The 12,299-nt window shown below is 48.9% G+C and carries 12 protein-coding genes; 4 read left to right on the top strand and 8 right to left on the bottom strand.

The window, feature by feature from the left end; translation table 11 throughout:
* The 3 genes from J0895_RS01135 to J0895_RS01125 all read right to left on the bottom strand — a co-directional run.
* Window positions 1–1,265, bottom strand: a 1,265-nt coding sequence (locus tag J0895_RS01135) for a S1 family serine peptidase (RefSeq protein ID WP_207086307.1), incomplete at its 3' end; no start/stop codon positions are given.
* A gap of 160 nt (window positions 1,266–1,425) precedes the next feature.
* Window positions 1,426–1,686 carry a hypothetical protein gene (locus J0895_RS01130; RefSeq protein WP_207086306.1) on the bottom strand — a complete coding sequence of 87 codons (261 nt, stop codon included), beginning with the start codon at window positions 1,684–1,686 and terminating at the stop codon, window positions 1,426–1,428.
* Between the two features lie 117 nt (window positions 1,687–1,803).
* On the bottom strand, window positions 1,804–2,334 hold the full coding sequence (locus J0895_RS01125; RefSeq protein ID WP_207086305.1) for a COP23 domain-containing protein: 531 nt from the start codon (window positions 2,332–2,334) through the stop codon (window positions 1,804–1,806).
* Between the two features lie 688 nt (window positions 2,335–3,022).
* Here J0895_RS01125 and J0895_RS01120 point away from each other — a divergent pair.
* Both J0895_RS01120 and J0895_RS01115 read left to right on the top strand, forming a co-directional pair.
* Window positions 3,023–3,370: a DUF433 domain-containing protein gene (locus J0895_RS01120; RefSeq protein ID WP_207086304.1), complete on the top strand. Its 348-nt coding sequence runs from the start codon at window positions 3,023–3,025 to the stop codon at window positions 3,368–3,370.
* Window positions 3,371–3,373: 3 nt separating this feature from the next.
* Window positions 3,374–3,715: a DUF5615 family PIN-like protein gene (locus J0895_RS01115; RefSeq protein ID WP_207086303.1), complete on the top strand. Its 342-nt coding sequence runs from the start codon at window positions 3,374–3,376 to the stop codon at window positions 3,713–3,715.
* 359 nt (window positions 3,716–4,074) lie between these two features.
* Here J0895_RS01115 and J0895_RS01110 read toward each other — a convergent pair whose 3' ends face one another.
* The gene (locus tag J0895_RS01110; RefSeq protein ID WP_207086302.1) at window positions 4,075–5,184 is read right to left on the bottom strand and encodes a tetratricopeptide repeat protein; all 1,110 of its coding nucleotides are present in this window, start codon (window positions 5,182–5,184) and stop codon (window positions 4,075–4,077) included.
* Window positions 5,185–5,707: 523 nt separating this feature from the next.
* On the opposite strand from J0895_RS01110, the gene J0895_RS01105 reads away from it, so the two are divergent.
* Window positions 5,708–6,562, top strand: coding sequence for a DUF3598 family protein (locus J0895_RS01105; RefSeq protein ID WP_207086301.1), 855 nt, complete (start codon window positions 5,708–5,710; stop codon window positions 6,560–6,562).
* 19 nt (window positions 6,563–6,581) lie between these two features.
* Here the strand turns inward: J0895_RS01105 and aat are convergent, their stop codons facing one another.
* Complete coding sequence (gene aat / locus J0895_RS01100) at window positions 6,582–7,160, bottom strand: leucyl/phenylalanyl-tRNA--protein transferase (protein ID WP_207086300.1); 579 nt, start codon at window positions 7,158–7,160, stop codon at window positions 6,582–6,584.
* A gap of 572 nt (window positions 7,161–7,732) precedes the next feature.
* Here aat and J0895_RS01095 point away from each other — a divergent pair.
* Window positions 7,733–8,062, top strand: coding sequence for a hypothetical protein (locus tag J0895_RS01095; protein ID WP_207086310.1), 330 nt, complete (start codon window positions 7,733–7,735; stop codon window positions 8,060–8,062).
* An 83-nt stretch (window positions 8,063–8,145) separates the two neighbouring features.
* Here J0895_RS01095 and rpsN read toward each other — a convergent pair whose 3' ends face one another.
* From rpsN to J0895_RS01080, 3 genes are all read right to left on the bottom strand, one after another.
* On the bottom strand, window positions 8,146–8,448 hold the full coding sequence (gene rpsN / locus J0895_RS01090; protein ID WP_207086309.1) for a 30S ribosomal protein S14: 303 nt from the start codon (window positions 8,446–8,448) through the stop codon (window positions 8,146–8,148).
* A 211-nt stretch (window positions 8,449–8,659) separates the two neighbouring features.
* A complete protein-coding gene (locus tag J0895_RS01085; RefSeq protein ID WP_207086299.1) occupies window positions 8,660–11,107 on the bottom strand; it encodes an NACHT domain-containing protein in 2,448 nt (815 codons plus the stop codon).
* 1,048 nt (window positions 11,108–12,155) lie between these two features.
* A partial coding sequence (locus tag J0895_RS01080) for a zinc ribbon domain-containing protein (RefSeq protein WP_207086308.1) occupies window positions 12,156–12,299 on the bottom strand: 144 nt, incomplete at its 5' end.

Below are 12,299 nucleotides of genomic sequence, written 5' to 3'. Positions count from 1 at the left end.
TTAACCCGATAATCGGCAATAGTCGCCAGGGGATAAATTTCCTTACTGGTAAACTGCACCAACGCTACGTCTTGACCTTCCTGTTGTTTAATTTTGCTGTAGTCGAGGCGGTAGCTGCGGCCATCGGGGGCGATAAGTTGATAATCTTGGTTTGGATCGGTCACTACATGGTGGGCGGTGACGACATAATAAGTATTTTTCTGTTTGCCAATAATCACCCCAGAGCCCGGAGCTGAATCTACTTGCGCTTTACCGGGTTTAGTCTTCGACTCAATGCGAACCGTCACCGATTTGGCAGTGTCATAGATTTGTTTCGCCACTCCCGTCAGGGAGGGTTCGGCTTCGGTCATCACTTCTGGGGCGGCTTGCGCCAACACGGACACCGGCAAACCCCAACTGAGTCCGACCATTTTTTGCCGTTCCGCGTCCGTGGGACGGCTACCATCGGCATATACAAACGGGTCGCCAAAGAGGGGATTTCCATGTCTTCCATTAAAGCCGATAATATCTCCGGCCTGGTTAATCATCGGGCCGCCACTCATGCCGTTTTGGATGGGATTTGTGTAACCCAGTTGATATCCTTGTTCTAAGGCTTGGTTGGGGATGAGAGAGACTGTCCCTTCGGTGACGATGCTGGTGTCGGTGGAAGATTCCGCCGGAAAACCTGCGGACCAGACTTTTTCCCGGGGTTTTAATGCTGCATCAGCTTTAGCAAATGTACCCACATCATAAGCTTGATCCGCGTTAAACTCCAGTAAGCCTAAATCTTTATCCTGAAAGTTGATTTGTTCGCCTTGAACAATTCTGGCGGGATAATCTAAACCGTCTGAAGTTTGGATGCGGATATTTTTGACCCATTGAACTTCGTCATTGTTGTTGACCTCTAAGCGGTGATTGTTCCCGGCTTGGACTGCCTGCAAGACGTGCTGATTGGTGACGACGGTATAGGTTGTGCCGACTTTTCTGATGAGGGTTCCGGAACCGGCTGACTCACCTCCGATGACTTTGACGGTAATTGCGGTGGCGAGTTGGTGCAGTTCTTCCGAGGATAAGTTCGGATTAATCTGGGGTTGGGAAATACTCGGGAGCATCTGGCAGCTATGCAGAGTTGGGGTGAGCAAAAGTAGCGCACCCACGAGGAATACAGGACTTACGCATATTTGGAGAAGCAACCCGATCTGTAGGGGCGATTCGCGAATTGCCCCTACAGGTATTGAGGGAATGCGTAAGTCCTGGAGCAGTTTTGAGGGTTTTTTAATCACCATTTCTTCCTGTGGCAGTTCAATATGAGCGGGGAAGGGAGACTTTACAAGAGTAGATTTTTTACTTCCGCTTCCGGTCCCCGGACCTTGGCAAGGTCCGGGTTAGGGTGGGGTCATAAGTAGATTTTTTACTTCCGGTCCCCGGACCTTGGCAAGGTCCGGGTTAGGGTGGGGTCATAAGTAGATTTTTTACCTCCGCTTCCGGTCCCCTCCCCTTGGCAAGGTCCGGGTTAGGGTGGGGTCCTCCTGACGTGCGATCGCACGTCACGGGGAATCGGTGGGTGGAGTGTCTACGCGCAAGTGCGATCGCCTGAGTCACGAAGAAAGAGGTGGGACGAGCCTCCATACAGGCGCGATCGCATCCAGTGAGTGCGTGACGTGGGGAGGGGACCGGAGGACCCCACCCTAACCCTCCCCTTGCCAAGGGGAGGGGACCATCAGGTGCAGTTAAGAGTTAGGCGAATTCACTATAAACTTAAAAACCTACTCTTCTAAGGGGAGGGAGACTAGGGAAATGTCCTAATTCTCCCCATGCTGAGGGTTATTCAATGGGTAAATTTTGGAAAATATCGCTCAGGGGAATGTGAACTTTATAACTGCCACTTTGAGGAATTGGCCCCATCGCACTCCCTCGACCCATCTGAATTAACATTTTTTGGACGGCTTTTGGGTCATCTTCCGGGCGTAGGGTAAATAACATTAAGCCGCATCGTTCGTTATCGTTAATGGCCGCACAGAGCACAGGTAAATCATTCAGTGTATCGTTTGTGATATAGTTCAGTTGGTTATTGTCGGCAGCTTGTTGGAATTTGGGAGAGACTTCCTGGCAACGGGCCTCGGGAGTCCAGCCGGATGCGGTAAAATAGTCTGATTTCCAGCGGATAAAGGCTTGTTTTCCTCGGGGGGTTTCGGCGTAGGTGATGTATGTGCCTTGAGGGTCTTGTCCGCAGAAGAAACGCGGGGTGGCAACTGCACTGTTGCTATTTTGTGCGCCGCAACTGGCTAAACCCAGGGCAAGTAAGGCTAAACCGAACCCGGTGCAAAGTTGAGTGGTGAAAGGCTGAGTGAACATGGGGGTAAGCTCCCTTAGCTTGAGGGATATGATTTAGTATCATAACTATTTATTAGGGTTGTGGTTACGAAATAATGCAGATTGTTACTTTGATAGTCCCTATTTCATGTAGGGGCGCAATGCGCAGGCCCTTAATTGGTGATAAATTTAATGACAAAAAATCGTGATTTCATGTATGGGCCTGCGCATTGCGCCCCTACAAATACACCTTGACAGGGCTAGAGTTAAAACCTGTAGGGGCGCTTCTATGAGCGCCCCTACAGAACGTAGGGTGGGCAGGTGGAGAGAATTAACCGTTAGCGACAAGGAAATTAGTCCGGTCCACTGTACCATTGCTAAGTTCCCGGACTCATGAGGTACAGATATTTAGAGGAGTGCTAGAGGAGTGCTATAGCATTGTTAAATGATTTATAACATCTGTCTTCTCTCCTCTCCCGTTCTGGGAGAGGCCTGTCCTGAGCCCTGAGCCCCGCCGAAGGGTCGAAGGGGGTCGAAGGGGGTTGGGGGTGAGGGCATTCCACAACTGATTTAGGATTGCTATAGCATCTTGCTCGCTATTGTTAATTAGCGGGCGAGACGCCCGCACTCCTTAACATATAACTGTGCAATTTATTCTGCACGATTGCTTACGCGAATAACTCTTGGGAACCGCTAAATGCTACAATTCATTTAAACAGCAAAATAAACCATGACAATAGCCGAATTAAAAACTCAACTTCTGGCTTTAACACCAGCCGAAAAAGCGGAGGCTATCCAGACTTTAATCCAAACTTTAGGCAATGGTTCTCTAGGCATTACCAAAACTCCCGGGGTTTGTGGTGGAGATGCTTGTATTGCCAATACCCGGATTCCCCTTTGGTCTGTGATCAATTATCGTCGTCTGGGGGCTGGCGATCGCGTTATTCTCGAAGCATTTCCCCATCTGACTGCGGCAGATTTAGTCAATGTTTGGGCTTATGCTGAGGCACATACGGAGGAAATTGAACGTGCTATCCAAGAAAATGAAGAAATAATGGAAGGGGATGAGGAAGACTAGAGAATGACACGTTTTTATGTAGATGAAAACTTTCCTCTCCCTGTTGTAGAATTATTACGGAATTTAGGACATGATCTGTTGACGGTGAGGGCAGCCGGAAAAGCAAATCTGGGGATTCCTGATGCAGAAGTCTTGGCTTTTTCTATAGAATGCGATCGCGTGGTTTTGACGGGCAATCGTCGAGATTACATCAAGCTGCATCGCTTGCAACCGAACCATTCAGGTATTGTTGTCTGCACGGAAGATCCAAATTTTGAGAAACTGGCACAGCGGATTGATCAGGCAATTTATGATGAAGAAACTTTACAGGGTAAATTGATTCGAGTCAACCGTCCCCGGGAATGATTATATATCCGATCCTAAATCCGTTGTGGAATGCCCTCACCCCTTTCTCGTCGGCGGCCCAAAGGGGGAGAGGGGAGCAGGAGAGGGCATAAATCATTTAGGATTGCTATAGCGGTTCGGTGGACTCATGAGGTACAGATATTTATAGGAATGCTAGAGGAGTGCGAGCATCTTGCTCGCTCTTGTCCCAAGCGAGCAAGATGCTCGCACTCCTTAATAGCATCTGTCAAGCGTTCCCTGGAATGATTATATAAAATAGGACGTCGGTACAGTAAAGGTTAGAAACGGGGTTTCTACCTTGATTTACTCCTGCACCAACGCCCTAGATTAGATTGTTTAATTGCGTTTTCAAACCGGCTTTAAGAACGCATCAAATTATCAAAGGTTTCCATTTCCCGAACGGAGTTAAAGTCTGACTCATGTTGAGCCATTTCTCTAATGTCCGGGTTGAGAGAGATGGCTTGGCGGAGGTTATCAACTGCCATGTCTGTATCGGTTTTCAAGGCATAGCAGCGGGCTTTTCCGTACCAAGCATCGGCTTTTTCGGAACTGGTGCGAATGGCTTTGTTATAAGCGGCGATCGCCTCGTCGTAGTTTTGCAATCGAGTATAGGCGACTCCCTGGCCTAAAAACGCTTCATAACACTCGGGATTAATTTCCGTGGCCTTGTCATACATCTCCACGGCATCTTCATATCTCCCCTCCCGAAATAGCTCATTCCCTTGCTTGACATAAATGCCAAAAATTTCCTGGAAGGGTTCCTCCATCCGGGTTTGCATTTTCATCGACTCTTCCATGGTTGTGCGAGCTTCTGAAATTAAATTTTGAGTCGCTAAGGCCATCGAAATCAACTCGTTTAATTGAGCCGTATTCTTCGGTTCTTCGGCAAGTGCGAGAGGCTGTCCATCTACCTCACTTTTGACCAAACTCCCCCCTTTTTGTGAGGCAGGAATTTGTGAAAGAGGGGTTTGTCCGAATTGTTCTCTCACCTCACTTGCAACCTGATTGGCGACGCTTTTTCTGAGCAGCCAAATTCCGCCCAAGGTTGCTGCTACGGGAAGGACGACTAATCCGGCGATCGCAGCAGCTAAGGGACTCATCGTCCGCATAAAAGCCCGGTCAACTTCGGCTTGAATCTGCTGTTGAACGGCTGGATCGAGTTCTGAGCTTTGTTGTAACACCTCTTGCTGGGCCGCTTCTGATTCCGGGGCATTCTCTGGTTCATTCTCCGGCGTGACTGCCGGAGTGGGTTCCTCCGTTGGGGTGGGGTCAGCCGAGGGGGAAGGATTGGCCGCTTCCGGGGTGGTGGATGCCGGAGTTTCTGAAACGGGAACTAGGGGTCTGGGTGGAGGCGGAGGGGTCGGACGTTGTGCTGTCGCTGCACCCACCGACAGCAAGAGCGCCACCAGAACCAGGGTGCTTTGTCCAGCGATCCTCGCGCACAGCGCGGTGAGCGGCGCTAGATCCATAGCAGGCGGCATCCCTGGACGAACCACCTGCTTCGATATAGAAAAGGAGAACCTGACCCTGCGCGGCCCCCTTGCGTTCCCGACTCGATTTGTCATGGTCATGGAAATCTCACCTATTAATCGCTCGACGACTTCACCACTTTGGCATTACTGTAGACGATTCTACCGATTTCTCCGGTCTAAATTCCGTTATCTTTCAGACCAAAAGTCTGCCAATCAAGACAATACAGGACCGGAGCAATGCTGAGTGGACTCTCTTTTTTAATCGGTCAAGTTTTTGATCATATCATTGCCTTGACCGCCTATCAAGACAGTAAAAATCCATCTCCCACGACATCGGGCTAGGTATTAAAAAAAGAGGACAAGAAACCCAGTTTCTAGCCCAGATTTGGTGCTAATTGGCAGGGATTGGGTAAAGAAACCCGGGTTTTAACCCCGACTGAACCGATCGCCGACTCTGGTATAAAGGGGATGGAAACTGAGTATTTTATCTGAATGTCGGGGATGGAGGGCAAGGAAAAACATGGGAACGCAATGGGAAAATTTCCTGCAAAATCTGGGAGAGTGGGAGGGGTCGTTCACGAGACTCTCACCGACGGGCACCCAACTCGAAGATACCCCCACTCGACTTTCCTTGGAGGGATTAGATGAAAATCAACAGGCGCGCCTGACTCTGCGGTTTTTTGCCCCCGGGGGTGATTGGCAGAAGGACTCCCCCGTTAAGAAAGTGGTCCAAGAGTACCAATCTTTGGGGCGGCATATTTTATTTTTTGATTCCGGGGCGTTTTCTCAGTCCTCGATGCAATTGTCCCCCGTCTCCACTTTTCTCATCGAGTTCGGGTTCATTTGGGGTAACCGTCGCCTGCGGGCGGTGCATCAATTTGCGGTGGGGGGTGAGGCGGAACGGTTTACTCTGGTTCGAGAAAAGCGGGTGGGTGCAGGGGCGACGGAAAATCCGCCTCTGACCCTAGAGCAATTGTTGGGACGGTGGGAGGGGTCAGCACAAACGCTGTTTCCTGATTTGCGAAATGCGGAGACTTTCAGAACGACTCTGGAACTGCAAAGAACGGGGACAGAGGGTGTGGATCAACGGATTAGTTTGGCCAATGGGGACGATCGCCCTCATGAAATCGGGTCTACAGGGCGCGTTGATGGGCCGATTTTGGAGTTCGAGGGGGGTTCTCATCCCGTCCGGGTGTTGATGCTACCGGATGGGGCTTCCCTGACTTTTCCTCTCCGGGTGGAAGTGGGGCAGATGTTCTTTTTAGAAGCGGGTTGGTTAATTGAACCCAACCTCCGGCAGCGATTAATCGCCTATTATGGTCCGAGGGGAGAATGGAGCAGTCTGACTTTAGTGACTGAGCGCAAGGTGGGATAATGTTGGGGACCTGTGGGGGTTAGACTAAAGAACAGGAGCGTTGTAGGGCTTTTTGGAGTAAGGGCTGATATTCCCGATCGCTAATAGTAAAGGCTCCAAATCGGTCCAAATGGGGGTTGCTCATTTGGGCATCAAATAACACAAACTGGCGATCGCGCAGTCGTTCTACAAGTTTAACCATCGCCACCTTTGACCCTTCGGGAATCCGATAAAACATCGACTCTCCAATAAAAGCTCCCCCGATCGCAATCCCCAGAATCCCCCCAGCGAGAGTATCTCCTTGCCAGGTTTCAAAACTATGGGCCCAACCCTGGCAGTAAAGCTCCCAATAAATTTCTTTTAATTCAGGAGAAATCCAAGTCGTCTCGCGATCGGAACACCCCTCGACGACTGCCTTAAAATCTCGGTCGATCGCCACAGTGAACCGTTCTTGATTGAGGGCGCGATTTAGGGATGAAGGATAGCGGAAGCGATCGTCTAGGGGAATCAGCGCGCGCTTGCGACTGGAGTACCACCCGACGCTTTCATCGCCTACATTCGCCATCAAAAAATAGCCTTGGGCGTAACCTTGGATGATTGCCGGAATATCAAATTCCATGAACTTAGCCGGTTAAAAATTGAGAAATCGCAGACACAGACAAGGGAGGAACGGCTTAAAAAGGGAAGAACTTAGGGAATACTCTGACTTAGGAGGAAGAGGGTTTGGTCACCAAACCCCTACATCAGATCAGCGGGTTTGGTCACCAAACCCCTACATCAGATCAGCGGGTTTGGTCACCAAACCCCTACATGAAACAACGATTTTTTGTCATCAAATTTACCACCAATTCAGGGCTAGGGTTAAAACCCCCGCTTGTTGTAGAAACTGACGCAAGCAAGAGGTTCGATTCATCTGAGAGCATGGACAATGCTCCGTCAACCGATAACCTGGAGGGTTTAAATTCCTGGGAATCTGTGGGAGTTATTGCGAACATTGATAACGACTGAAGTCGTTACTACAAACATCGGATAACGACTCAAGTTGTGATTTTAAACTCAGGGAACGACTGAAGTTGTGACACCGAACTGGAGGCATCATTTTTTAGGGTTGATCCTTGATGCCCGTTTAAGGTGGGTTTGAGGGAGAATGTACTATAAGATCGTGAAATAGTAATGTCACATTCAATGCCCATGAGTGAACCGATTAAACCGATTACTTTGCCCCCCATGAGTAATCCTCAACAGGAGGGGATATGGTTGCAGGCTGCTTTACAACAGTGGCTCGATCGCGAGTTTCTTCCCGAGGCAGTCAATCAGCAGATTGCTGAACGAGCGACTCAAATTTTTGTCCGTCAGCGACTCGAAGGCGAGAATGACTTAGGGTGTCTCGTGATTGCGATCGTGACTGAAATGCAGGCGTTTGATTTTTCTAAAAGTTTTTATGGGGAATTTGCGATCGCCAATGCCGTCAGTGACTTACTTTTGGATAGTCTAGGAATTGATCGCTGTTGTGGACAATAACAAGCGCGAGCGTCGGGATTTTAGATTTTAGATTTTAGATTGCTGATCTAAAATCCAAAATCCACGCTCTATCTAGCTTTGGACTACCAGCTTGATTTAACGACCCCAGGGAGAAGTCCCTCGTGGGCCATTTCGCGAATCACGTTCCGAGAGAGTCCGAAATCGCGATAAAACCCTCTGGGACGGCCTGTCAGCCAGCAACGGTTGCGGACCCGGCTCGGGGCGCTATTGCGGGGCAGTTGTTGAATTTGACGGTGAATTCGCAATTTTTCTTCTGGATCCGTCGCTGCGGCAAATTGCGCTTTTAACTCAAACCGCTTATCAATGTACTTCTCAACGAGCGCTTTGCGTTTCTTTTCCCGCTCGATCATGGATTTCTTAGCCATGTAATGATTCTCATCCCTTAAAAAAGACAGCATCTTTCATTCTAGCTGATAACTCAGTCTTCGGCGCATAAACCTGGATTGATTCAAAGCCAGTCAATCCACTTAGGGAACTCCAAAAAATAAAATAGTCCAAACCCTCCCCCTGAAGCAATTGTAGGGTGGTGAAGCCACCGAACAGCTATGTGGGCAGTGCCCACCCTACTCCTTTAACTTACGGCATCGTTTCAGCGAACGGAATAGAACCGTCACTGATTTGAATAAAGTAGTCGGATGAGGCATTGGAGGCGATCTCGGAGGTTTCGATTTCTCCGACGGGTAAGATAAGCGTTGCCTCTAGGTGCGATCGCACGACGGAGGAGCAATGGGACTCGCCATGCAGACAATCCACGAGGAGTTGATTGGCTTGATAATACTGGTCAAGTAGAGCCAGTTGTCGGGGGATAAACTGCCAATTATGACCGATTTGGCGATGCTCGATGAGCAAGGCGCGAAATTGTTCAGCCCAGATATGAGCGCGATCGCCCCACCAGGCAATTAAGCGATCGCGACCCTCCCCAGGATCTGGCAGTTGGTCCTTGATCTCCTGCAATCCTTCACGCAATTCTGGCTCATGGGTTAAACTGCGATCGAGGTCCAGAGCAAAACCCAGGGAGAGGATTTGTTTGACATTGGGATTACGGGTCAGACTTTGAACCAACTCCAAAGCGCGTGCTAATTCCAAATCCAATGCTAACTCCGGGGCCAAATCCCGGGCTAAACTGGGGTCCAAGGCTAGGGCTAAACTCAGGCTGCGATCGCGAAACAGAGTAAAGTAAAATGCCCGGATTGCTGCGGGTTTGTACAATCCTTCTAGCTGTCGGCATTTAGCACTGGTACAAGCTAAAAATTGCTGTAACTTGCCATCAGCAACCAACATGACATCAATTTGCTGCTTCATCGCTTGCAGCAGAGGGTCAGCATTTCTTAACAATTCCGAGGTGAGTAACACCACTTCTCGCCATCGCGGTTCCCAGACATGACTCGCTAACCCTTGTAACTCCTCCTCCAAGGCACTGGGATCCGGTGTCGCCGCAATCTGACGAGCGGTAAAATATTCCTGGAATGTTAAATGGGAAAAGGAATAAATTCCCCTTGCTCGTTCGACTAATAAACCATGTTGAGCTTCGATCGCATCTAGGACCGTGGCACTTTGCGATCGCAAGGTTTCCGGTTCTGTATTGCTTTCGGCTAATGTTGCCAAATAATCCCCGATATAATGCTCAATTTCCCGCTTTTCAAAAAAGTAATTACTTTGAGCAAATGTGGTGGCTGCAATTTGACTCAACAGTTCTATTTTTCTAGGCAAGGATAAATTGCGATAGACTTCATCCCGTTGAATCCCTCGGGCTTCATCCCAGCGCACCAGCAGAATATCCAATCCCGCTTCATAGAGTTTAGAACGTTTGTTTGGGAAATCTTCTTTTGTCTGAAAAATACTCGCGGTTAGGGTTAACAGAATTGGCGTAACCACCAACTCCCGAATCGGTTGATTTTCGGGGAGATTGAGCTTTTCTAAAAAGCGTTGGGAGAGCAGTAAACCCGCTTCGCGATCGCCACGGGCTGCGACAAACCACTTGTGAGCAAACGCTTCAATTTGTGAGCCATCAAAATCAGCCAGTTCTACTTCTGTAAACCCCGTGAAGTGGTACTCGCCTCCCCCCAAGCGACAAGTGATGACTACCCTATTTTGATAGTAAGTCTCACAAAATTGGTTGATTTCGTAGGCGATTTCTCGGCTGTCGTTGTCCGGTATTTCATCTAATCCATCTAACAAAACCAAGGCGTGACCGCCTTGCAGCAAGGTTTCAACCTTAGCCGATGACAGGCCAAAGTTGTTAAAACTTTTAGTAATATAATGGAGTAGGCTGCGATTTCCACTCTGTTTGCTTTCGGTTGTCCAGTCCCTAATTCTAATAAAAATAGGAACAGCAAGAATGCCAGTTTTTACTCCTACTTTTTGTTCGATTTGTTCTTGAATACATCGGAGAGAAAGAGATTGTAAAAACGTAGTTTTACCGGCTCCGGGCTTACCCAGTATTAATAACTTGGAATAGGTAGAAACCGCTTGGATTGCTGGCATCTGGGACTGTTGTTCTGATGCGGAAATGCTCTGGTGTACCTGACCCTTGGACTGACGAGTTTGCCTGGGCTGAAATTGGAGGTCCGAGACTTCTAGCCATCGTTGCCGACTCAGTTGTTCGAGAATATTAACCTGGATGTAGATATCATCGAGTGCAACAGGTTGGGAGTTGTCTAAAAGACGCAGAGTACCACATTGAGCGAAAATGGGTTCCCTCATGCGCGATCGCACTTCGGTGACTAAGGCGGTGATATCTTCTATGGGCGGATCTAACCCGGGATCATCGGCGGTTTTGGCAGGCTCTGGGGTAACATCAGGGGGTAACTCGGCAATGTCCTGCCAATCCAAGTCTAATTTGCAGCAAATCTCGATAAAAATCGCCCGTTCAATAGGCCGGCCTGTCAAAAATTTCCAAATAGATTGACGGGTTTCTAACCCCGCTTCAGAGGCCAAATCTTGTTGCGTCCAGCCACTTCTTTCAAACGCAACTTTTGCCTTGAGCTTTCCAATTTCTGAAGCGTTAAGCGAGCGTTTTCTCATAGGGATAACCCAGTTTGTTTAATCTGTTATCTTGTAATTCAGGAAGACAGAGGATGCTATATAGCAGCTCCTTTATCAGTTGTGGAATGCCCTCACCCCCAACCCCCTTCGACCCCCTTCGACCCTTCGGCGGGGCTCAGGGCTCAGGACAGGCTTCGACCCTTCGACCCCCTTCGACCCCCTTCGACCCTTCGACTGGCTCAGGGCTCAGGACAGGCTTCGACTGGCTCAGGGCTCAGGACAGGCTTCGACCGGTCGAAGGGGGACGGGGGTGAGGTGTCAAACTGCTGCAAGACTGGCTATATCCACTGTGGGGATAATTTGTTTTGGGGTTAACGGTGGCACAAGGAATGAGATGACTCCATCTGAGGATGAAGCTCTCTATGGATAATGGATTGCTGAATCAAGCTGCAATCGGTTTAAAAAAGCAGAAGCAATATCAGCTATTTATAATATGGGGGCAGAACGTTTCCAATGCAGCGATCGCGGTTGCTGCTGTTGGGGGATCTTCCTCCTATCACCCTGATGATCCCTGACGGCAGTAAATGGTGATGACTTCTGAACCCCGAAGCGATCGCAGACTCAGGGTGGAGTGAGGTAGATCACCTTGAATTTCAAATCCAGATTGGGGGAATGATGAAGTCTTGGAAACATGACTTTCTCTGGAGTTTTGAAAAATTTAACCCATTCAAGGGGGGTTAAACCCCTATTATACAAGAAGTTGGTCCCTCTGAGGAGGATGTTTGTAGTAACGACTTCAGTCGTTTCCGGGTGAAGAAAGCGTTAGCTTTCGTAACGAGATCTATTGGAGGCGATCGCTCCAGTCCCTTGTAGGGCCTGCGCATTGCGCCCCTACGAAAAATCGTTGTTTCATGTAGGGGTTTGGTCTCCAAACCCTCTGATCTGATGTAGGGGTTTGGTCTCCAAACCCTCTCCCGATTGTTCCATCTTCCGCTCTCTAAAACTTACTCAAACTTAATTGTATGATGTTTAGTTCCTAGCTTGGATCTTCATAAGACCTTTCCATCACTAGGCTTACACGGCTGAACTATCCGCGTTTTCCTTTCTTTATTGACGCATTTAAGTCACGATCTATTGAGATGTGACAGTTGGGACAGTCATACTGTCTTTTGTGCAGTGGCATTTTTTGTCGGTGTCCGCAGTTGGAACAAATCTGTGAACTGGGATACCA

Source organism: Phormidium pseudopriestleyi FRX01, assembly GCF_017313335.1.
Lineage (GTDB): Bacteria > Cyanobacteriota > Cyanobacteriia > Cyanobacteriales > Laspinemataceae > Laspinema > Laspinema pseudopriestleyi.
This window is presented reverse-complemented; position numbering and strand designations above follow the sequence as displayed.

Excerpts from the sequence above, each read along its gene's own strand:
- rpsN (WP_207086309.1), bottom strand. The coding sequence starts at position 8,448 with ATGGCTAAGAAATCCATGATCGAGCGGGAAAAGAAACGCAAAGCGCTC.
- J0895_RS01125 (WP_207086305.1), bottom strand. The coding sequence starts at position 2,334 with ATGTTCACTCAGCCTTTCACCACTCAACTTTGCACCGGGTTCGGTTTA.
- J0895_RS01110 (WP_207086302.1), bottom strand. The coding sequence starts at position 5,184 with ATGGATCTAGCGCCGCTCACCGCGCTGTGCGCGAGGATCGCTGGACAA.
- J0895_RS01085 (WP_207086299.1), bottom strand. The coding sequence starts at position 11,107 with ATGAGAAAACGCTCGCTTAACGCTTCAGAAATTGGAAAGCTCAAGGCA.
- aat (WP_207086300.1), bottom strand. The coding sequence starts at position 7,160 with ATGGAATTTGATATTCCGGCAATCATCCAAGGTTACGCCCAAGGCTAT.
- J0895_RS01115 (WP_207086303.1), top strand. The coding sequence starts at position 3,374 with ATGACACGTTTTTATGTAGATGAAAACTTTCCTCTCCCTGTTGTAGAA.
- J0895_RS01120 (WP_207086304.1), top strand. The coding sequence starts at position 3,023 with ATGACAATAGCCGAATTAAAAACTCAACTTCTGGCTTTAACACCAGCC.
- J0895_RS01105 (WP_207086301.1), top strand. The coding sequence starts at position 5,708 with ATGGGAACGCAATGGGAAAATTTCCTGCAAAATCTGGGAGAGTGGGAG.
- J0895_RS01095 (WP_207086310.1), top strand. The coding sequence starts at position 7,733 with ATGAGTGAACCGATTAAACCGATTACTTTGCCCCCCATGAGTAATCCT.